Genomic DNA, 21,288 nt, shown 5'->3' on the forward strand with positions numbered 1-21,288 from the left:
ATTCTGATTCTAGTAATTGTTCTGATAATGCTCCACAGTTTATATCTAAAAATACTTCTTTACGACGTGGGCTAGCATTGTGAATAGCACGAGCTAATAATTCTTTGCCAGTTCCTGTTGCTCCACCGATAAAAACACTACTACCCGTTTTGGCTACACGTTGTGCTTGTTTTAATAGTTGAACCATTATTTGACTTTGGTGAATAATTGCTGGTGCAAAATCAGTTGCTTGTTCTCCTATACTTACATGGTTTAAAGCATTTTTTATACTGTTAAATAATGGTTCAGGTGTAATTGGTTTAGTTAAAAATTCAAAGATACCTTGATGTGTTGCTGAAACTGCATCTGATATTTCAGCGGCACCACTGAGCATAATAACTGGTAATACTGAGTTGTAATTTTGAATTTCTTTTAGTAAGGCTATACCATCCATTCCTTCCATACGAAGATCTGTGATTACTAAATGAGGATCAAAGTCAGCTAAACTGTTAATGGCATCGCTACCATTTTCTGTGGTTTTAACTTCATAAGCTTCTGCTTCTAACCAAGCTGATACCATTGTTAAAATAAATGGATCATCATCAACCAGCAATATTCTTAATGGACGAATTTGTTCTTCAATAATTGGTTTTTGTGATTTTTTTGTTGGTTTTCTAGGCATACCAAAATCCTTGGAATAATAAATGAGATATTAAGTTATGGTCAATATTGAATTGTGATCATGATATTGTTACTATATATAATGCAATTATTAATCCATATATTATATATAGCATTATATGTTTGATTTTTAATATCATTTATTTTTAGCATCTGTCTTTTTGTTATTTGTAGTTGTGTCTAAATTTAAACATTTTATATATATTATAGTAAACTATATGAGGATTTGATATATATAAAATATGATTGGTAATAATTTAATTAGTATTAGAAGTGAAATTGGTGAAGCAAGTAGAAGGTTTAATCGTGATTTAGAAGATGTGCAGTTATTGGCTGTTAGTAAAACTCGTCCAATTGTTGATATCATGACAGCTGTGGAATATGGTCAATATAGTTTTGGCGAGAGTTATTTGCAAGAGGCTATTGAAAAAATTAGGGCTTTAGAAAGTTATTCTTTGGAATGGCATTTTATTGGTTCATTGCAAAGCAATAAAACGCGCTTGATTGCTTGTCATTTTGATTGGGTTGAGTCATTAGATAGTTTGAAGTATGCTCAACATTTAAATAGGCAACGTCCAACTAGTTTAGCACCATTAAATGTGTGTATTCAGGTTAATATTAGTGAGGAGCCACAGAAAGCTGGTGTGTCTTTAGTTGAGTTGCAATCATTAATCAATGAGGTTTTGGAATTACCGCGTTTGCGGTTACGAGGTTTAATGACTTTGCCAGCGCGTTGTAGTGATTTTGTTGAACAGCGTAATGCTTTTCATAAGTTGTCTGTGGTTTATAAGGAGTTGCAGGATTCAGGAATAGTCTTAGATACTTTGTCAATGGGGATGACAAATGATATGGTGGCGGCTATTGCTGAAGGTGCGACTTTGGTTAGAGTTGGTACTGGTATTTTTGGTCAGCGATTAAATAATTAGTTGATTCAGATGTTGTATGATTGGTTGCCAATTTACGCTGGGTGTTAGATGGCACCAAGATATTCTTAATGCTCCTTGTATTTGTTGTTCTGATAGTTGCATGGCTTGTAAGACATGGCTGGAGCTGTAGTTGGATGAGGTGCAGGCTGATCCATTTGATATGGCTATTATTCCTTTTAATGTTAGAATCGCGGCTTCGCTATCTATTCCTTTGATGGAGAAGTTGATGCAGTTTGGTAGGCTATGTTGTAAGTTGCCATGAATTGTTGGGTTTAATGGTGTTAATGCTGTTATTAGTTTTTGTTTGAATTGTTTGCAGGTTTGGTTGCGTTGTTTATGATTTTGAAGTGCTAATTGGCTTGCGATACCAAAACCTACAATTAGGGGTACTGGTAATGTGCCGGGTTTTAAGCCGCGTTCTTGCCCTCCTCCATACATTAGTGGTGTTAGTGGCATTTTTTGGTAGCCGCGACGACGTATTATTAATGTGCCTATGCCTTTTGGTCCATATATTTTGTGGGCACTTGCGCTGATCATGTCTATGCGTTGGTTGCGTAGTGTGGGTATGTCTTTGCCGTAGGCTTGAGCGGCATCTACGTGAAAATATGTTTGGTGTTGTTGTAGTTGTTCTGCTATTTTGGTTATTGGTTGTAGAATTCCGGTTTCGTTGTTAGCGTGCATTATGGATACTAGAAGGGTGTCTTTTCTGAGCGCGTTTTTTATAGTTTGGGGTTCAACATAACCGTCTTTATTAGGATGGATTAAGCTAATTTCAAATCCTTGTTTTTCTAGTTCCATTAGTGGTTCTAGTACGGCTTTGTGTTCAATTGTGGTGCTGATAATATGGCGTTTGTTATGTTGGATGCCATATTTTTGTAATCCTAATATCGCAATGTTGTTGCTTTCGGTTGCACCACTAGTGAATATGACTTCTTCGCGTTTGGCGTTTACAAGTTTTGCTATTTGATCACGCGCTTGTTGTACTGCTTTTTTTGCTGTTAATCCATATTCGTGGGTGCGACTAGCAGCATTACCAAATTCTTCTGTCATGTATTTTATGATAGAATTTTGTACTTGAGCTTCTATTGGTGTAGTTGCATTGCAATCTAGGTATATTGTCATGATAAAAAAATATGTTATATTATTATTTGTAGGTTTTATGTTAAGTGGATGTTTTTTAACTAAAGTTGTTACTGTTCCACTGCGTGTAGGTGGGGCTATAATTTCTGTAGTTCCAGTAGTTGGTGGTGCTGCTGATGAAGTTATTGATACTGTTGCTGATACTGTGGATAAGGTACCTTTATAATACTACTGGGCGTAAAAAAATCACAAGTTCTGTTTTAATTGATTGATTATTGCGATAGGTAAATAAGTCGCCAATAATTGGTAATTTTGATAAGACTGGTATTGTTTGGGTTGTTTGATTTATTGTGTCTTGCATTAATCCTCCAATTATAGCGACATTACCACTTTGAATTTTGAGCATGGTTTCCATTTCGCGTACTTGTATTTCAGGAATTTTACTAATTACACCTGCGCGGGCTAAGTCTGGATTTGGATCTTGTTTAAAGCTAATTATACGTGATATTGTTGGTCTAATATTTAGAATTATTGTTTGTTTTTCGCTGATTTGAGGGGTGACGTTCATGATTAATCCTACTGGTAGGATTTGTGGTGTTGTGGCGTAACTAAAGGCTGTGACTAAGTCTCCTCTTAAATTGACTTGTGTAGCTGGAATTGCTCTGACTGTGAAATAAATGTGGTTATCAACAATTTTTAGTATGGCGGTTTGATTGTTTAGTGCCATAATTTTTGGGCTAGATAGTACTTTTACATTTCCAAATTGTTGTAAGAGACGTATTTTGGTAAAAAAATTTCCAAATAGGCTATTTGGGTTGTTGTATTCTATAGAGTAAAATGGCGCGTTGGCTAAATTCCCTCCAAGTAATGATTGATTTATTTTGAAATCTCCTGCAATTAATTGCCAGTCTATTCCTGCTTGATATTGATCGTTGAGTTGTACTTCTATGATTGTTGCTTCTATTAATACTTGTCTTTTTATATTGGTTTTTAGTTTTTTTAGAAATTCCTTTATTGTTTGATGTTGTTTATGGGTGGCATTAATAGTAATTATGCCGCTTTCTTGGTTAATAATTACCTTATAAATTTCTTGTTTCTTAGTTTTTAATATGGCTAAGAGATTTTTTTTGAGGTTTTCCCAAAAATTATAATCAGATTCATTAGTAATTTTGGTGGTGGAGTTATTTTTTCCTAAATCGCTACCATTTTTTTCATTCATGCCTGAAATAATTTGTGTAGCTATATTCATTTCGCTAACTGTGTTTCTTTTGATATTTACATAAGATATTTTGTAGGTATGGAAGTATGGTGTGTCTGGTAATACTACTAAATTTTTGCCATGATATTGGTAACGTAGTTTTACTAATTTGGTAAGGCGTTGCAGTATTTGGGGCATGGTTTGATCAATTAGGTTTAGTGTTACATTGCCTTTTATGTCTGGGTGAATGTCAATATTTAGTTTGGAATCACGTGCTAAATTAAATAATAAAGCTGAAACAGGTACCTTGTGAACAACTATTGTGTAGGTTTCTAATGGTAATGTTGGTGGTGGTGGTGGGGGTTCCTCCTCTATTGGCGTTATATCTGGTAATGATGGTTGAGGAGGTGGAAAATGTGAAAGATGGTTGGTATGAATCTGTGGTTTTGCTGGTTGTGGTTTTTGAACACAGGCTGGTATTAATAATATTATTATATAAAATAGTTTTATGTACATGTTGGGCATTTTGGATTTTTCTTTACTTTAATAGTCTGGAAATCCATTGTTATACCATCAATTAATAATAATTGCCCTATTAAATTATTACCAATTCCTATAATGACTTTCATTGCTTCTAAGGCTTGTAAGCTGCCAATAATTCCTACCATTGGTGCTAAGATTCCAGTTTCAGTACAAGTTTCAACTATTTCTTGATTGTTTGGATATAAGCAACGATAACAAGGAGTATTTTCTAAATTACTATTAAAAACAGATATTTGACCCTCCATACGTATTGCCGCGCCAGATATTAGTGGTGTTTTTGTTTGAACACATGCTTGATTAATCGCCAGACGACTTTTTAAATTGTCTGTGCAATCTAAAACAATATCTACTTTATTTACTGGTTCAATTAATGCTTGATGATCTAATTGTTTATATAGTGGGGTAACTGTTATTGAGGGGTTTAGTGCTAATAAGCTTTCACGGGCTGAGTCAACTTTATATTTTCCAATGTTGTTGGTATTGTGAATAATTTGACGTTGTAAATTAGATTGTTCGACTTTATCAAAATCAGATATATATAAATGCCCAACACCAGCGGCTGCTAAATACATGGCGGCTGGTGAGCCTAAGCCGCCTAAACCTATAATTAATATTTTGGCGTTTAATAAACGTTGTTGCCCTTCTATACCAATTTCTGGTAATAGAATTTGACGACTATAATGTAGTAGTTCTGTATCATTCATATATGATATTTTATCAGTAAATCTCTTTTTTTAACAATTTAATTTAATATGCGTATTACAATTTTTGGTTCTGGTTATGTTGGTTTGGTTACAGGCACTTGTTTAGCAGATGTTGGTAATCATGTTTTATGTGTTGATGTTGATGAGGATAAAATTGCTCGTTTACAACAGGGTGAGGTTCCTATTCATGAACCGGGTTTGGCTAGTTTGTTAAAAGCAAATGCAGCGGCTGGGCGTTTAGAATTTACTACTGATGTAGCTAAAGGGGTGGAGTATGGTGATATTCAGTGTATTGCTGTAGGAACACCGCCTGATGAGGATGGTTCTGCTGATTTACAGTATGTTTTGCAAGTAGCTGATACTATTGGTAAACATATGAAGGATTATCGTTTGATTATGGATAAATCTACGGTTCCTGTTGGCACTGCGGATAAGGTGCGTGCTACGGTGCAAGCTGCATTAGATGAGCGCGGTGTTGAGCATGAGTTTGATGTGGTTTCAAATCCTGAATTTTTAAAGGAGGGAGCTGCTATTGATGATTTTATGAAGCCTGATCGTATTGTGGTTGGTACTGATAATCCTCGCCCTAGTGAGTTGATGCGGGAGTTGTATGCTCCTTTTAATCGTAATCGTGATCGGTTGCTGATTATGGATATTCGTTCGGCTGAATTGACTAAGTATGCTGCTAATTCTATGTTGGCTACTAAGATCAGTTTTATGAATGAGATGGCGCATATTGCTGAGGAGGTTGGAGCTGATATTGAAAATGTACGTTTGGGTATTGGTTCTGATCCTCGGATTGGGTTTAGTTTTATTTATCCGGGAGCTGGGTATGGGGGTTCTTGCTTCCCGAAAGATGTGCAAGCTTTAACTAGAACCGCTCAGAAGATTGGTTTGGATGCTAGTATTTTGCAGGCTGTTGAAAGCGTTAATAAGGAGCAACAGCAAGTTTTGTTTACTAAGGTGAGTAAGCATTTTGATGGGAATTTGCAGGGACGTAAGTTTGCTTTGTGGGGTTTGGCTTTTAAACCTAATACTGATGATATGCGCGATGCTCCTAGTCGTAAACTTATGGAGGCTTTATGGGATGCGGGGGCTAGTGTTCAGGCTTATGATCCTGAAGCTATGTCTGAGGCGCGACGTATTTATGGTGATCGCGCTGATTTGCTGTTATGCGATAATCCTGAAGCTACTTTGGATGGCGCTGATGCTTTAGTTATTATTACTGAGTGGAAGCTGTTTAGAAGCCCTGATTTTGATTTTATTAAGTCTCGTTTGAACACTGCTGTTATTTTTGATGGGCGTAATCTTTATGAGCCTGATAGAATGCGTGAACGTGGCTTTGTTTATTATGCTATTGGACGTGGAACTCCCACAGTAACTCGATCTAACCCGGCTAAATCCTGATAAGTTTTAACAGATTTAAACTGTTTCAATAATTGACGTACCGCAGCGGCTTGATCATAACCATGCTCTAATAATAAATATCCACCATCTGTAAGATGCTTAGGAGCTTGGGCAATGATGGTTCTAATATCTGATAATCCATCATTGCCAGCTACCAAGGCAGTTCGCGGTTCATGTTGATTTAAGTTATGATCAGCGGCTGCAATATATGGTGGATTCGATACAATCACATCTGCTATCCCTAAATTGTTCAACCAATCACTCTGCAAAAATTTTACTTGTTCTAAGCCTAAGTTTCTGGCATTTTGTTTTGCTATCGCTAATGCTGTGGTAGATTTGTCAGTGGCTATAACATTACAATTGACACGCTCTTTTGCAATTGCTAAAGCAATCGCGCCGCTACCAGTACCTAAATCTATAACTTTAGCTTGACTATCAGATTCTAAATGTGCTAATACTAACTCGACTAATAATTCAGTTTCGGGTCTGGGAATAAGTGTATTTTCAGAAACTTGTAAGTCTAATGACCAAAATTCTTTATGACCCATAATATAGGCAATAGGCACATTTTTAATGCGATGTTCCAATAATTGTTGAAATTGATTGTATTGATTATCTGTAATGATTTTATCAGACCAAGCATATAAATAACTGCGTGTCACATCTAATACATGACATAATAATACTTCAGCATCTAAGCGCGGTGTATCAGAATGTGATAATTTTTCAATAGCGGTTGATATAACTTGATTTAGACGCATAAAAACATTTTTTTAACTGTGGATTAACAATAATTAATGAAATTTCTATTTGATCTTTTTCCAATTGTATTATTCTTTATAGCATATAAATTATATGATATATATGTAGCTACTGCTGTAATAATTGTGGCTTCCATAATTCAAGTAGTGTGGTTTTGGTTTAAACATCATCGCATTGAAAAGATGCACCTAATTACATTAGTGTTAGTTGTAACATTAGGTGGAGCAACCATATTATTACACGATGAAAATTTCATTAAATGGAAACCGACTATAGTCAATTGGGCATTTGCAATTGCATTCTTTGGCAGCCATTTTATAGGTAAAAAAACTTTATTGCAAAGAATGTTGGATAGCCAAATTGAAGTCACAAAACAACATGTTTGGAAAGTATTAAATATAGCATGGGTAGCATTTTTTGTTACAATGGGTGTAATAAACCTATATGTAGCGTTTAATTTTGATACTGATACTTGGGTCAATTTTAAATTATTTGGTCTTATGGGATTAACCTTATTGTTTGTGATTGGTCAAGGTATTTATTTAGCCCGTTATATAAAAGAGAATTAAAAATGCTTTATGCTATTATAAGTGAAGATGTAGCTAATAGTCTTGAAATACGAGTTAAAACTCGTCCAGCTCATATTGAGCGTTTAGAAATTTTAAAGTCTGAAGGTCGTCTAGTTTTAGCTGGACCACATCCAGCTATTGATTCTATAGATCCGGGTACTGCTGGATTTAGTGGCAGCTTAATTATTGCAGAATTTCCTTCATTAGAGGATGCGCAAGCATGGGCTGATGCTGATCCATATTATGAAACTGGTGTATATGCTAAAGTGACAGTTAAACCTTTTAAGAAAGTATTACCATAATGACAGATAGAGTAGATTTAATTAAAGAAAGATTAACAGCAGCAATTCAGATTTCTCATATAGAAATTGTTGATGATAGCAGTAAACATGCTGGTCATGTTGGTGCGCGTGATGGCGGTGGACATTTTAATGTCCATATTGTAAGCTCAGAATTCAATGATAAAAGCTTGATTCAGCGTCATCGTATAGTTTATGCAGCTGTAGATGATTTAATGAATACTGAAATTCATGCTTTAAGTATTAATGCTCAAACGCCAGAAGAATTTTCATCAAACTAGGATAGTTAAATTATGTTTAAACCTTTAATTCGTATTAGTGTTTTATCATGCTTGGTTTCTTTAAATGCTTATGCAAAACCAGTAGTAACTATAAATGGCATTAGTCTGACTCAACAAGATTATGAGCAGTATGTTGAGATACGTAGCCAAAAAACTAAAACTAATGTTACACCTGATAAGCGCACTATAATTGAGGAAATGATTGATCGCGAATTGTTGAGGCAAGATGCTCTTAATAATAAGTTGGATCAAGATCCTAAATTTATTGAGCAATTAAAACAGTTGCGTGATAATCTACTGATGTCATTTGCATTGCAGACTTATTTAGCAAACAATAAGATCACTGATGCTACTGTTAGAAATTTCTACAATCAACGAATTACTCAAATTAAAATGCCGAAACAATATAAGGCACGGCATATTTTAGTAGAAACTGAAACTGAAGCTAAAGCAATTATTGCTGAAATTGAAAAAGGCAAATCTTTTGGTAAACTAGCAAAAGCAAAATCTAGTGATCTTGGATCAGCCAAACAGAATGGTAACTTAGGTTGGGTAACAAAACAAAAACTTGTACCTTCATTTGGTAATGCAATGGAAAAATTAGCCAAAGGTGAATATACTAAAACACCTGTAAAAAGTAGATTTGGTTGGCATATTATTAAAGTTGAAGGAATTAAATTTCAACAAGCACCTGCATTTAATCTGGTCAAGGAACAGATTAGAAATGGCTTACAAAGTCAACAAATGCAACAATATAGTTTTCAATTAAGAGCTAAGGCAAAAATTATTAAATAATGTCGGATACCTTAGAACTGGCAATAGATTTTATTAGCCGCGCATCAGTAACTCCTAATGATGCGGGTTGTCAAATTTTGATTGCGGAACGATTAGAAAAATTGGGTTTTACGATAGAGCATTTACGCTTTGGTGAAGTTGATAATTTATGGGCAAGGCATGGAGAAGCTGAACCCTTATTTGTATTTGCAGGGCATACTGATGTGGTGCCAACTGGTCCAGTAGAAAGTTGGCAATTCCCGCCTTTTGAACCAACTATAGATGATGGTTTGTTGTATGGGCGGGGCGCGGCTGATATGAAAGGTAGTATTGCTGCAATGCTTACTGCTTGTGAACGTTTTATCATTGATAATCCTCAACATAAAGGTTCAATCGCATTTTTAATAACTAGCGATGAAGAGGGTCCGGGAGTTGATGGAACTGTTAAGGTGATTGAGCATTTAGAAGCTCAGGGAGAGAAGATTGATTGGTGCTTAGTCGGAGAACCTTCTAGTACTGATAGATTATGTGATGTGGTTAAAAACGGGCGACGTGGTTCTTTAGGTGGAACTTTAATTATCAAAGGTTTACAAGGTCATGTTGCTTATCCTCATTTAGCTGATAATCCTATTCATAAAGCGGCACCAGTATTAAAGATATTATGTGAAACTGAATGGGATCAAGGTAATGAATTTTTCCCAGCAACCAGTTTTCAGATTTCTAATATTAAAGCTGGAACAGGGGTAGATAATGTAATTCCCGGTGAGTTGGAAATTGTATTTAATTTTCGTTATAGTACGGAAGTCACTCATACGCAATTGCAACAACAAGTGACTAATTTGTTAAATGAATATGGACTGAAATACAATTTAGCATGGAGGCACAGTGGTTTGCCATTTCTAACTGAACCCGGAGAGTTAGTAGCGGCAACTGTAGAAAGCATTCATAATGTATGTGGTTATGAACCAACTTTATCAACTGCTGGTGGCACATCTGATGGACGTTTTATCGCGCCTACAGGGGCACAAGTAATTGAAGTAGGACCACTGAATAATACTATTCATAAAGTTAATGAATGTGTCAGTGTGGAGGATCTTGATAAGTTATCTGAGATTTATCAAGCAATTATAAAGCAATTATTATAGGAAATATAATATATGTCTAATTATAAAGTGCGTTTTTATAAAGGCGATTATAGATGGCGACAAAGACAAGCTAACCGAGATCGTTGTGTTGCTTATGTTGAGCAACATTTTAATGGTGCTGCTAATCGTCGTGCTGGTTATTCAATGGTAATAGTAGGTTATCGTTCATCTCAAACTAGCCGCAATTGGGGGCGTTGGTATGCTCAACAAATAGGAAAAGTATTTAGTGTGCCAGTAGGTGGTAGAAGAGGCATAAAGGTTGGAGGTTATGGTGGTCGTGGTAATGGTAATGTCAAACATACCAAGATGCCAGCGATTTTATTAGAGCCTTTATTTGGTAGTAATCCCCAACATGCCGAAATTATTCGTAGTAGCGCTGGACAAGATAAACTAGCTAAAGTCCTTGCTGATAGTATCATAGAAGCTTTTCCTAAAGGTGGTACTGTAGGTTTTAGTGTTGGGCATAAATATAAAAGCTCACGCCCTTGGGATCGAGGTGTACCAATTTATGGTGGTGGTACAGAAGCTGATTATGCCGAAATCGTAATGGAAAAGGCAAAGGCTTTATTAGAAGGTTATGATCCATCTAAGGTAGAAGAACCAAAGCAAGAAGATGATGATAAACCAGATAATGATATTCGTGTCATTAAAGATGGTAAAGAAATCTGGTTACATACTGAAACAGATGAAGATGATAACATCCTTTGGGATGAAGAAAATCGTGTTTTATATATAAATACAAAATAAGTTCGTTCAAAGACCTGACAGGTTTTTAAAACCTGTCAGGTCTAATTACATTTTCAACATTTCAGATTCAATTCTTTCTTCAACTATTTTGTTGATTTCTTTATAAGATTTACCTTTAGGATCAATTACCGGACCAATTACGATTTTTATAGTTCCGGGTTTTTTTATAAAACTATTACGTTGCCAAAATTTTCCTGAGTTAATTGCAACTGGTACTATTGGATAGCCGCTTTTTTCGGCTAATAATGCTCCACCTACGCGATAACGTTCTTTTTTTCCCGGAGCTACCCTAGTTCCTTCTGGATATATTACCACCCATAAACCACGCGATAAGCGTTCTGTTCCTTGTTTTATTAGTTCTTGCATGGCTTGATGACGCTTGTTGCGATTAATTGCAATTGGTTCAAGGCTTGCTAATGCCCAACCAAATAAGGGTATATAGAATAATTCACGTTTTAATAAGAAAACTTGTATGGGGAAGATTTTTTGATATACGATGGTTTCAAAAGTTGATTGGTGTTTACTTAATAATATTGCAGCACCAGATGGGATATTTTCTAAGCCTTCTATTTCATAAGTAATCTTGCAGGTTTTTTCTAACCACCAAACTACAAACTTTGCCCAGCCTGTCATTATGGTATAACGGTATCGGAATGGTAAAGGAAGAATTAGTAGAGCTAAAATAGCAAATATTAATGTAGCTAATATTTGCCCTATTATAAATAATAATGAACCTAGCATTTTTTTTAGTTATCAGTTAATAAATTTTCAACTACTGCGGCTAAATCTTCATAGATTGGTACTGCGTCAACTAATTGATTTACTGTGCGTTTACCTTTGCCTGTTAGTACTAAAATAGGTTTGGCAGCAACTGCTTTTGCTGCTTGTAAATCGCGCAATGAATCTCCTACTGCTATTACATCAGTTAAGGTGGTATCAACATAATTAGCAATCTGATGAAATAAACCGGGCAGCGGTTTACGACATAGACAATTATCTTTTGGTCCATGTGGACAAAAGAAGATTGCTTCAATTTTACCATTAACTTGAGCAAGTTGCTGGTGTAGTTTGTTATGAATTTGGTTTAATTCATTTAATGTAAATAAGCCTCGTGCTATGCCTGATTGATTAGATGCTATAAATACTTGATAACCAACATGATTCAGTTTAGCAATTGCTTCTAAGCTGCCGGGAAGTGGTTGCCATTCATTAGCTGATTTGATGAAGTCATCAGAGTCATAATTGATGACTCCATCGCGATCTAATATTATTATTTTTTTCATTAAATAAACAATTGCGTCAAATCAACGCCAGTTTCTAATGTAGCAGCGGTTTGATTTGGAAAAATCATACTGCCGCTATTTGGCGCAATCCAATCACAAATTGGTGCAAATATGTGGTCATATTCTGTTAATCCAGTAATATCAGGGCTATTATCATCTAATCTGGCTAGTTCTGCTTCTGGATACATATTTCCATAAATTCCACCATTGACACTATCGCCAATTACTAAAAATGATGTGCCTCGCCCATGATCAGTACCATTATTACCATTTGCTTTTAATTGACGACCAAATTCTCCACCTATTAATAATACTGAATTTTGTCTTACTATTGCTGGAAGGTTTTGAGATAAAGCATCAAATGCTTTGTTGGTTCCAAATAAGTCACTAAAATTCTTTTCAATAGTTGATTTTTGATCTTTGTGCGTATCCCAGCCACCCATTGCTAATGATGCGGCTCGCAGATTCACAATATCATTAACTGCTAGACTATCATATAGATTTCTTATTTGTTTACCTAAACCACGATTATTTAATACATTAGAACTACCAGCAGTATAAAGTCCTTCAATATTACTAGGAATAGGAAATTGACTTAAACGGTCATCAATAGCATCACCAAACTTACGGGATTTAGATTCCATATCAGTAAATCGTTTATATATTGAGTCTGAAGCTATTTCTTCACGTTTAGCTGCATAATAAGCTCTGAGGCTTCTAGCTATACGCCCTGCATAAGTCTTTTCTTTGCCTGCTGAGGGATGATATAATCGCATTGTTCTAGTATCAGCCGCTGATATTACATTGGCATTAGAGCGTTGACTCAGATTATTAGGATTTGGTCCAAAACAAAAATTTCGTGGGCTTGATGTCAATGCTAAAACATTACCATCAGTTACATAAGCTAATTTACCGCCCCAACCGGGATTACCAGAATCATTACGCCCGGCATTGACATTACCCTGATCTTTAATCATTTGACAATAGGAATGATCGCGACTATTACTGCCAATAACATTATTGACAATTGCTAGAAAACCCTGATCCCACATGGTTTTTAACCATGTTGCTTCTTTAAGCAAACCAAAAGCAGTAGTACCATCAGTTAAATGGTAATAATCATTTTCCCAACGTTGTTCCCAAGCGGTTGGATCATCCGATAAATTATGAGCTTGGGCATTTTCCTGCCAATAACGATAACCAAAACTATTAGGATCTGACTCATAAGGAGGTGGCATTAAATGCCGTAAATTTGGTCCACCATGTAACATCAGATCGACTAATACGCGACTACCAAGTGTTGGAAAGCCACCAACACTAGCATGTGCTATTTGGTTAAATAATGAAAATCCACCAACGCCATAAAGTGCGCTGGAGACAAGTGTAGATTTAATAAAATTACGACGTTTCATGATTAGCGTCCCTCGCGTGCAAATAGATATGGTGTGCCTAAAATAAAACTCACTGCTAAACCTATATTTCGATTAGCTGCTTGACGTTCTTTATCATCCTTACTTTTTAAAGCCATTTTGGTGCTAGCGAAATCTTCCAATAGACTAATCAGATTAACGTCTGTTTCCAATTCATTAGTTGTGAATATTCGATCTAAATCATTTGCATCAATAGCATAAGCCAAATCTTTACCAGAAGCTAATAATGAATTGACATAAGCACGTTCCAAAGTAGCATAATTTTTCAAGCCATCACCAATAAAGCGATCCCAGAGAAATTCACCAATTTTATCGACTTCATATTTAATACTTAATTTTTTAGATAGTACAGAAGCCCAATCCTTACGCCATGTATCATTACCACTACCAGCTACTTTCACAAACACATAATTTTTTTCAGTTACACTATTGTAATGGGCACGAAAAATATCACTACTATTTGCAGCCTCTTTACCAGTTTGACCACCAAATACATTATGTACAGGTTCAAATGGATAAGCTTGTTCTTCTCTTAAATAAGCAGGAAGATAATAACGATCAATTTCCGCATTATTTAATATAAATTGAGTATAAATAAGCATACGTCGATCAATGCTGGTCAAATATTTTACTCGACTAGCGTTATGAAATTGAGTTGAAATGGCATAAGCGCGTAAGAAAGAGAGAAGATTTTTAGTCTTCATAGAAGACCATGCTGCACGAATTTGAGCAATATCAGCATCACTTAAATTATCATCTGCTAAGCCACTTATAATGATAACAGGTAAATTATCTCTACTTTCATGATAATACATTGCAACTTTAGACAATTTCTTAATTCTCTTTAAAGCATTACGGCCTTTATTAAGACTATAAAGAATATCCAAAGTACCCGGCGTATGAAATTCAGTACCAAAAGTTACATGATCAACTCTACCTTGACCAGATACATATTCAATTTTCATATCAGTCAAAGCTTTAGCTGTATTTTTAATAGTTATTTCTTCATGATAATCAGGATCTTCATCACCTAAAATACCAAAAAACAATTGAAAATACTCACGAGCAAAATCTTCATTACATAAACACAGATAATTTTTATAGACATTATTACGATGACCATAATGTTCAGCAACAGCGGCTGAAGTTCCAGCAATAGTCAGAGTTTTATCATAAGCGCGTTTTGTATTACCTAAACTTTTAACAACATCATCATAATAAGTGAGCATTTGTTGAGCATTTACAGAAGATTTGAGATTAACAGCCATATGATAGTTGGTTTCCCAAATACCAACTTTTTGACGAAATGGATTTAAACCATGACTAACAGTAGCTCGTAACCATAATTCAGCGGGTCGTACATTAGTACCTAATGCAACAGAATATTTATAACGTTTATTTTCAGCCACATCATTATCAGAATGATCTGAAGACCAAAATTCACCTAATCCACGTAAGCTACCATTAGTTTTTTTAGACAATCTAGCAGCATCAATTTTAGCTCGTTTAGAAATATTACCATTAGACTTACCAAAAGTAAGCATTTTTTTAATTGCAGCTTTAGGTGACATTTTAGCAAGCTTTATAATCATTTTTTCATTGGTCTGACCACCATAAGCAAAAGCATGTAATACGCGACGTACTGCTCCTTCATCCCAATCAGCATTACTAATAGTCTGAAAACCAGCAGCGTAACTATTAGCAGTGATTAATATCACTGAGGCTGTGGTCAATATTTTTTTTAGCATGATAACTCTCCTAAGTGTGTTTATATATTATAATAACAATATACTCAAAAATACAAGTTTATAAAAAATAAATATGACAAATTCTTATCGCGACGCTGGTGTTAATATTGATAATGGTAATTTATTGGTTGAACGCATTAAACCAATTGCTGCTCGTACTCGCCGCCCTGAGATGTTGGGCAATTTAGGTGGGTTTGGGGCTTTATTTGAAATTCCTTTAGATCGTTATCAGAAGCCTGTTCTTGTTTCTGGTACTGATGGTGTGGGTACTAAGTTGAAATTAGCACAAACTTATGCGAAATATGACACAATAGGTATTGACTTAGTTGCAATGTGTGTTAATGATATTGTTACTTCTGGTGCTGAGCCGCTATTTTTTTTAGATTATTATGCTACTGGTAAGCTTGATGTTGAGGTGGCTAGTCAGGTTATTGCTGGTATTGGTAAAGGCTGTGAATTAGCTGGTGCTGCTTTAGTTGGTGGCGAATCTGCTGAAATGCCGGGTATGTATAGTGGTGGTGATTATGATTTGGCTGGGTTTTCGGTTGGTATAGTTGAAAAGGATGCTGTTATTGATGGTAGTAAAGTTAAGGCTGGTGATGCTTTAATTGGTTTAGCTTCTAGTGGTCCACATTCTAATGGTTATTCTTTAATTAGAAAACTTTTAGAACCAGATGTTAATAAGAATATTATTAATACTTTATTAAAACCTACTAGGATTTATGTTAAATCATTGCTTGAATTGATTTCACAAGTACCAGTACATGCTTTGGCGCATATAACTGGTGGTGGGTTGTTAGAAAATATACCACGTGTATTGCCTGCTGATTGTTGTGCTAATATTAATAGTAAGAGTTGGTCACGCCCTTCTATTTTTGATTGGTTACAAGATCAAGGTGGTATTAGTGATACTGAAATGTATCGTACTTTTAACTGTGGTGTTGGAATGGTTATTTGTGTTCCAGCCGCTGAAAAAAATAAGGCTTTAAATTTATTAACAGATTTAGGTGAAATAGCTTGGCATATTGGGGATATTGAGAGTAATTCTAGTCAACAAATCAAAATCGTATAATGAAAAAATTATCCATAGTAGTTCTTATTTCTGGGCGTGGTAGTAATTTAAAGGCTATTATTGATGTTGCTAATCCTTTAGTTAATATTAGTGCTGTTATTAGTAATCGTCCAGAAGCTGCTGGTTTAATTTATGCTGATGAAGCTGGAATTAGTACTGAGGTTTTGGATCATAAGGATTTTGCAACGCGATTAGAATTCGATTCTGCGTTACAGGAATGTGTTGATAAGTATGATCCGCAATTAGTTGTATTGGCTGGGTTTATGCGTATTTTAAGTCAGGGGTTTGTTAGGCATTATAAGGGGCGTTTAATCAATATTCATCCGTCTTTGTTGCCAAAATTTAAGGGTTTGGATACTCATAAACGCGCTATAGAAGCAGGTGAGAAGGAACATGGGCTTAGTGTACATTTTGTGACAGAGGAGTTAGATGCTGGGGAGGTTATTCTTCAGGCACGGGTTCCAATATTAGCTGATGATACTGAAGAAAGTTTAGCTGCACGAGTTTTGCAGCAAGAACATAAGATTTATCCAGAAGCTATACAGTTATTTGCAGAATCGGGTTTTAGACCTGACAGGTTTTTAAAACCTGTCAGGTCTGATAATTAATCAATGAGGCATTAAAATGAAAAATTTTATTTTAATATTAGTAATACAGTTTTTTTTGCTGTCTAATTCTTTGGCGGCTAATTTTCATGCGATTATTATTGCTGATACTAATGATAGCACTATTGGTAGTAGTGTTATTATTGATAAACGGAAAATTAATACTTTCACTAAAAATATTGCTAGAAATACTGGTTTAATATTAAGAGAGCAAAATATATATGGTTATAATTTTAATTTTAATACTATAAAGCGTAGTTTAAATAGTTTGTCAGTTAGGCGGGATGATGTTGTGATGTTTTATTATTCTGGTCATAGTAGTAATGCTGGGGCTAAATGGCCAGCGTTAAATTTGAAGGGGCGTTCTTTGAAATTAGATAATGTTATTTCTAGTTTAAAGGCTAAAAAACCTCGTTTATTATTAATCATTGCTGATAGTTGTAATAATCTTACTAGTCGCGGTTCAAGTTTAAATAGTTTTATGAGTTTACGAGGTGTTCAGACTGCTAAAAAGGAAAATTATCAAAAATTATTTTTAAAACATAAAGGGATTATCGTTATGGGGGCGGCTCGTCGGGGAGAATATGCTTGGGGTAATGGTCAGCATGGTGGTTTTTTTACTTATCAATTGTTAGAAAGTTTAAATACAGAGCTTGCTAGTTCTTCTCCAAATTGGAATCAATTAGTTAAACGTGCTGAAGTCCCAATACGTTTGCCTAATGGTATTGTGCAACACCCTCAATCTGAAGTCAGGATTAAAAACTTTCAGAAAACCCGTCCTAATCTTGTTCCTTCAGGTATAGAAAAATGTTATTATTATTATAATAATAAAGGTGATCTTTGTTGTCGTAAATCTAGTGGAACTACATGTGAACAAGCAACAATCAGAGGTGAATGTCCCTATTATTTCTATAATAGAAAAGGTTACTTATGTTGTCGTCGTTCAACAGGTATTACATGCGAATAGCTTGTTCCACTTTGGCTAAATAATCTTTTGTCAGAGGTTCTACTAAGGGGGGTGTTGCTGTAACATCTCTTTTTAAAAAATGTTTGGATAATCTTTGCATTGATTTACTACTACGAAAGTCATTTTCAGTTAAGCCATTGAAGTACATATTTATAAAGCCTTTGGGTGTATTAATATGATCTCTTAATAAGCCTTCTTGAACAAATCCTAAGTGTTCTACAGTTTTTTGAGCTTTATCGTTATAACCATAAATTAAAGCTGTTACTTTATGAAGTTTAATTATGTTAAAAGCAAATTCTAAGACTAATAAATAGGATTCTAAACTGCTAGCAGTACCTCGATATTTACTATCAGTGAGACCAAATAATAATTCAGCGCGTTGATGATATTTTTTATAATCAACCAAAGCTGCTAAGCCAATAGGCTGCTTTTGTTGATGAATTACCCATTCAATACCTTTTAGTTGTTGAGGTAAATGTTGTTGTTCTTTAACTAAACGTTGTTTAATTTGAGCTTCGGTTTCATCACGATTCTGCGCTAAGCGATATAAATCCATAAATTCCTCATTCTGATAACATTCCCGCAAGAAGGGTGCATGTTTAGGCGCAGAACGTTCCAAAACCACTCTGCATCCTTGCAGAGGCTGAAGCCCAATAGGGGCAAATTCCATAATTATTGAACCTTGCCTTGAGTTGAAGGAATATCTTGACCATCAGTAGTTCCATTAGAACCAGACAATGGGTCTGCTTTACTACCACTACCCGGTTGACCTTCTTCAGGTTTAACAATAAAAAAACGATCACATTCAGAAACTTGTGCTTCAGGAAAATTGATGGTTTCGCCAACTGGAACAGCCATAGCTTGAAAATATAACTCATCACCTTCAAAATTATGTAAATCTGACAAATTTACAGAAACTGAAACTGAATTAGGATTTGGAAGAGCTTGACCTAATGGAGTTGGAGTATCAATTAATTGTTGTAGAGCTTTAACACGAACACCTGCAAGTATTTGAACATTAGTCATATCTAAACAAAGTTTACCAGCACCAACTTGAGGAGGTTTAGGAGCTTGTTTATTAGGTTTTACACGATCACCTAAAGGCTTACCCGGTTTATATACTGGTCTTTTACCATGATCACCCATATGACCAGCTCTTTCTTCTGAATCATCATAATCATCCTTGTCTCCAAGTCCGGGTAAATATTCATTATCTTCAAAATAGCCAACACTAGAACTATAAGCGACAAAAACATCCAATTCATTAACACCTTCAGGAAAGTACAGATGATTTATTAGAAAGTCTAAACGTAGTTTTTCACCTTGCTCACCAGCAAAAATTAGCCCTGCACCTTTAAAATCTTCACCACTTTGTTCAAAAGAGGTACCTTTATGCTCATAATCACCATGATTCATAGGGGGAACAATGGCATCAATAGGATTAGCCATTTCATGTAAGGCTAATGGCGGTCTTTCTTTAGGGGCTTCTTCTTTGCCTTCAGCGACACTAGTTCCGGGTATAGTGGCAAGTTTGCCTGCGGAAACTAACATAATAGTTTTAGTAGAATTCATTGACTTATTCCTAATTATTATTTAATACTGACATCTCTTAGTTGTAAGTCTAGTTGATGATTTTTAATTTATCAATTTTTTTTGAAAATATTTTTTGAATGGAAAATTTTGATGACATGTATGATTGATTTTAGCAATATATTATATTATTATTAAAAACTAAAAATATTGAAGACAGTGCAAGGTAATTAATAATGAATACATTAAGTTTACGAGAAGCTTCTTCTAACTTACCAATTAAAAATCCGTTTATTCCGTAAATCCGTTGTACTTTATTTTCAAATGGAATAGTACAACGGATTTACGGAATAAACGGGTTTTTTTGAGATGTGTGATTTTTATATTCATGATAACTACAGGGATGCTATATAAGCAGGGATAAAGCGGTTTTATTGAGTAATGGGCAACTAAAAGACGTTGCTCACTCTCTACCTAATTGTTTACTTACTAAACGTTAAAACTTCAATATCGCTACTAATGGTTTCACCACTAAACGTATGTAGAAGCCTACCATTAATTTCATATGAACCAATAGGCTCAGCACCACCAAAGGTGTATTCAAAAATTTTGCTATTAGCATCATATCCGGGCAATAAACTCAGCATGGTGAATGGTTTAATCAGAGATATTACAGAATTGTTAGGTAATGTAGCCCAGAATTTTAGTTCAACTTTTGTCTGCAAACATGATGAGTCAGATATACTGGGACCTTTGATATGAGTGTTAATGACGACTCTATCACCTGTTACGCGATTATTGCTGTTGAGTTTAATGTCAATGGATGGTTGGCAAGGTTGGTAAAGTTGTTGGATTTCGGAGTCAGAAAGAGCGCGGTTGTATATGCGGATGTCGTCAATATCACCTTTAAAGAAGTTTGTAACTGCTTGGTGAGTTCCAATATGGGTGATGGTATCAGCATTTACAGGCGATACAATATCTAAAGTATCTGTTTGTTTTATCCCATTGACATACATTTTTAGTCCGATATTACCCCATTTAAAGGCAAAGTGATACCACTGGTAATCCCAACTATCAGAATCACTAAAAATGGATTGCCCAAAATCACCATAATCCAATTTTATTTTCCCTGTATTACGATCGAAATATGCTTCTATAACGTTTTGCTCGTGTGCTTGGTTATCCTTACTAAATAGATTTATTGCCTTATTCCCAGTATGGAAACCTGTTGCTAGTTTAAACCACAATGTAACCGTTCCATTTTTAAAACCAATACTATCTAATGAAGATAGATGAATATAATCCTTCTTCCCATTAAAACTATACCCATTTTCAGCATTCCCATTTCTATCCCTAATTAAAGTGGCTCCATGCACCGTTCCATGATTCCCATTCCCAGATTCATCATTAGCATTCCCATCAAACGGATAATAGGCAACTAAGCCATCACTCAAATCAGCCCAAACAACCGGAATCAAAGAGAATCCAATTGCAATCAAAAGTACAGCGCGTAAACAGCATTTTAATCTTTTCATTAAGTTTATCCTAATATAAAAAA

The 21,288-nt window shown here is 35.1% G+C and carries 24 protein-coding genes (1 of these 24 only partly in view); 12 read left to right on the forward strand and 12 right to left on the reverse strand.

Going from position 1 to position 21,288, the window contains the following annotated elements:
- On the reverse strand, positions 1-661 hold the start of the coding sequence (locus BHU68_RS00815; protein WP_083234304.1) for a sigma 54-interacting transcriptional regulator. 767 nt of this gene lie to the left of the window's left edge; only the first 661 of its 1,428 coding nucleotides appear in the window; the start codon lies at positions 659-661; the stop codon falls past the left edge of the window.
- Positions 662-902: 241 nt separating this feature from the next.
- Here BHU68_RS00815 and BHU68_RS00820 point away from each other — a divergent pair, with 241 nt between their 5' ends.
- A complete protein-coding gene (locus BHU68_RS00820; protein WP_069469949.1) occupies positions 903-1,586 on the forward strand; it encodes a YggS family pyridoxal phosphate-dependent enzyme in 684 nt (227 codons plus the stop codon).
- Here BHU68_RS00820 and dndA read toward each other — a convergent pair.
- Positions 1,575-2,708, reverse strand: a complete 1,134-nt coding sequence (dndA, locus tag BHU68_RS00825) for a cysteine desulfurase DndA (RefSeq protein WP_069469948.1) — start codon at positions 2,706-2,708, stop codon at positions 1,575-1,577. The genes BHU68_RS00820 and dndA overlap by 12 nt on opposite strands.
- Between dndA and BHU68_RS00830 the strand changes: the two genes are divergently transcribed.
- On the forward strand, positions 2,707-2,892 hold the full coding sequence (locus BHU68_RS00830; protein ID WP_069469947.1) for a DUF6726 family protein: 186 nt from the start codon (positions 2,707-2,709) through the stop codon (positions 2,890-2,892). The two genes, dndA and BHU68_RS00830, sit on opposite strands and share 2 nt — an antisense overlap.
- On the opposite strand, the gene mshL is transcribed toward BHU68_RS00830, so the two are convergent.
- Positions 2,887-4,389: a pilus (MSHA type) biogenesis protein MshL gene (gene mshL / locus BHU68_RS00835; RefSeq protein WP_083234223.1), complete on the reverse strand. Its 1,503-nt coding sequence runs from the start codon at positions 4,387-4,389 to the stop codon at positions 2,887-2,889. The two genes, BHU68_RS00830 and mshL, sit on opposite strands and share 6 nt — an antisense overlap.
- A complete protein-coding gene (locus BHU68_RS00840) occupies positions 4,371-5,111 on the reverse strand; it encodes a HesA/MoeB/ThiF family protein (RefSeq protein WP_069469945.1) in 741 nt (246 codons plus the stop codon). Before BHU68_RS00840 ends, mshL begins: the two co-directional genes overlap by 19 nt.
- 48 nt (positions 5,112-5,159) lie before the next feature.
- Here BHU68_RS00840 and BHU68_RS00845 point away from each other — a divergent pair, with 48 nt between their 5' ends.
- The gene (locus BHU68_RS00845; protein WP_069469944.1) at positions 5,160-6,518 is read left to right on the forward strand and encodes a UDP-glucose dehydrogenase family protein; all 1,359 of its coding nucleotides are present in this window, start codon (positions 5,160-5,162) and stop codon (positions 6,516-6,518) included.
- Here BHU68_RS00845 and prmC read toward each other — a convergent pair.
- On the reverse strand, positions 6,461-7,279 hold the full coding sequence (prmC, locus tag BHU68_RS00850) for a peptide chain release factor N(5)-glutamine methyltransferase (RefSeq protein ID WP_069469943.1): 819 nt from the start codon (positions 7,277-7,279) through the stop codon (positions 6,461-6,463). The two genes, BHU68_RS00845 and prmC, sit on opposite strands and share 58 nt — an antisense overlap.
- Before the next feature lie 36 nt (positions 7,280-7,315).
- On the opposite strand from prmC, the gene BHU68_RS00855 reads away from it, so the two are divergent.
- Genes BHU68_RS00855 through BHU68_RS00880 form a run of 6 tightly spaced genes read left to right on the forward strand, consistent with a single transcriptional unit; the run spans position 7,316 to position 11,095 of the window.
- Positions 7,316-7,849: a septation protein A gene (locus tag BHU68_RS00855; RefSeq protein WP_069469942.1), complete on the forward strand. Its 534-nt coding sequence runs from the start codon at positions 7,316-7,318 to the stop codon at positions 7,847-7,849.
- A 2-nt stretch (positions 7,850-7,851) separates the two neighbouring features.
- Positions 7,852-8,151, forward strand: coding sequence for a YciI family protein (locus tag BHU68_RS00860; RefSeq protein WP_069469941.1), 300 nt, complete (start codon positions 7,852-7,854; stop codon positions 8,149-8,151).
- Positions 8,151-8,429, forward strand: a complete 279-nt coding sequence (locus BHU68_RS00865; protein ID WP_069469940.1) for a BolA family protein — start codon at positions 8,151-8,153, stop codon at positions 8,427-8,429. Before BHU68_RS00860 ends, BHU68_RS00865 begins: the two co-directional genes overlap by 1 nt.
- Before the next feature lie 12 nt (positions 8,430-8,441).
- Positions 8,442-9,224 (forward strand): peptidylprolyl isomerase, encoded by a 783-nt coding sequence (locus tag BHU68_RS00870; protein WP_069469939.1) that lies wholly within the window; start codon positions 8,442-8,444, stop codon positions 9,222-9,224.
- Positions 9,224-10,348, forward strand: a complete 1,125-nt coding sequence (gene dapE / locus BHU68_RS00875; protein ID WP_069469938.1) for a succinyl-diaminopimelate desuccinylase — start codon at positions 9,224-9,226, stop codon at positions 10,346-10,348. Before BHU68_RS00870 ends, dapE begins: the two co-directional genes overlap by 1 nt.
- 12 nt (positions 10,349-10,360) lie before the next feature.
- Positions 10,361-11,095, forward strand: a complete 735-nt coding sequence (locus BHU68_RS00880) for an N-acetylmuramoyl-L-alanine amidase (protein ID WP_069469937.1) — start codon at positions 10,361-10,363, stop codon at positions 11,093-11,095.
- Between the two features lie 45 nt (positions 11,096-11,140).
- On the opposite strand, the gene BHU68_RS00885 is transcribed toward BHU68_RS00880, so the two are convergent.
- From BHU68_RS00885 to BHU68_RS00900, 4 genes are read right to left on the reverse strand one after another with little or no spacing between them, the layout of a single operon-like run.
- A complete protein-coding gene (locus tag BHU68_RS00885) occupies positions 11,141-11,836 on the reverse strand; it encodes a lysophospholipid acyltransferase family protein (RefSeq protein ID WP_069469936.1) in 696 nt (231 codons plus the stop codon).
- A gap of 5 nt (positions 11,837-11,841) precedes the next feature.
- A complete protein-coding gene (gmhB, locus tag BHU68_RS00890) occupies positions 11,842-12,378 on the reverse strand; it encodes a D-glycero-beta-D-manno-heptose 1,7-bisphosphate 7-phosphatase (protein WP_069469935.1) in 537 nt (178 codons plus the stop codon).
- A complete protein-coding gene (locus BHU68_RS00895; protein WP_069469934.1) occupies positions 12,378-13,790 on the reverse strand; it encodes a DUF1501 domain-containing protein in 1,413 nt (470 codons plus the stop codon). The genes gmhB and BHU68_RS00895 overlap by 1 nt, the downstream gene beginning before the upstream one ends.
- Before the next feature lie 2 nt (positions 13,791-13,792).
- Positions 13,793-15,556: a DUF1800 family protein gene (locus BHU68_RS00900; RefSeq protein ID WP_069469933.1), complete on the reverse strand. Its 1,764-nt coding sequence runs from the start codon at positions 15,554-15,556 to the stop codon at positions 13,793-13,795.
- 73 nt (positions 15,557-15,629) lie between these two features.
- Here BHU68_RS00900 and purM point away from each other — a divergent pair, with 73 nt between their 5' ends.
- From purM to BHU68_RS00915, 3 genes are read left to right on the forward strand one after another with little or no spacing between them, the layout of a single operon-like run.
- Positions 15,630-16,628: a phosphoribosylformylglycinamidine cyclo-ligase gene (gene purM / locus BHU68_RS00905; RefSeq protein ID WP_069469932.1), complete on the forward strand. Its 999-nt coding sequence runs from the start codon at positions 15,630-15,632 to the stop codon at positions 16,626-16,628.
- Positions 16,628-17,236, forward strand: a complete 609-nt coding sequence (gene purN / locus BHU68_RS00910; RefSeq protein ID WP_069469931.1) for a phosphoribosylglycinamide formyltransferase — start codon at positions 16,628-16,630, stop codon at positions 17,234-17,236. Before purM ends, purN begins: the two co-directional genes overlap by 1 nt.
- A gap of 16 nt (positions 17,237-17,252) precedes the next feature.
- The gene (locus BHU68_RS00915; RefSeq protein ID WP_069469930.1) at positions 17,253-18,200 is read left to right on the forward strand and encodes a caspase family protein; all 948 of its coding nucleotides are present in this window, start codon (positions 17,253-17,255) and stop codon (positions 18,198-18,200) included.
- Here the strand turns inward: BHU68_RS00915 and BHU68_RS00920 are convergent.
- From BHU68_RS00920 to BHU68_RS00930, 3 genes are all read right to left on the reverse strand, one after another.
- Positions 18,187-18,870 (reverse strand): GNAT family N-acetyltransferase, encoded by a 684-nt coding sequence (locus tag BHU68_RS00920; RefSeq protein ID WP_069469929.1) that lies wholly within the window; start codon positions 18,868-18,870, stop codon positions 18,187-18,189. The two genes, BHU68_RS00915 and BHU68_RS00920, sit on opposite strands and share 14 nt — an antisense overlap.
- A 2-nt stretch (positions 18,871-18,872) precedes the next feature.
- Positions 18,873-19,772: a hypothetical protein gene (locus tag BHU68_RS00925; RefSeq protein WP_069469928.1), complete on the reverse strand. Its 900-nt coding sequence runs from the start codon at positions 19,770-19,772 to the stop codon at positions 18,873-18,875.
- Positions 19,773-20,212: 440 nt separating this feature from the next.
- The gene (locus tag BHU68_RS00930) at positions 20,213-21,265 is read right to left on the reverse strand and encodes a LamG domain-containing protein (protein WP_069469927.1); all 1,053 of its coding nucleotides are present in this window, start codon (positions 21,263-21,265) and stop codon (positions 20,213-20,215) included.
- Between the last annotated feature and the right edge of the window lie 23 nt (positions 21,266-21,288).

It is taken from the genome of Candidatus Marithrix sp. Canyon 246 (assembly GCF_001723685.1).
Lineage (GTDB): Bacteria > Pseudomonadota > Gammaproteobacteria > Beggiatoales > Beggiatoaceae > Marithrix.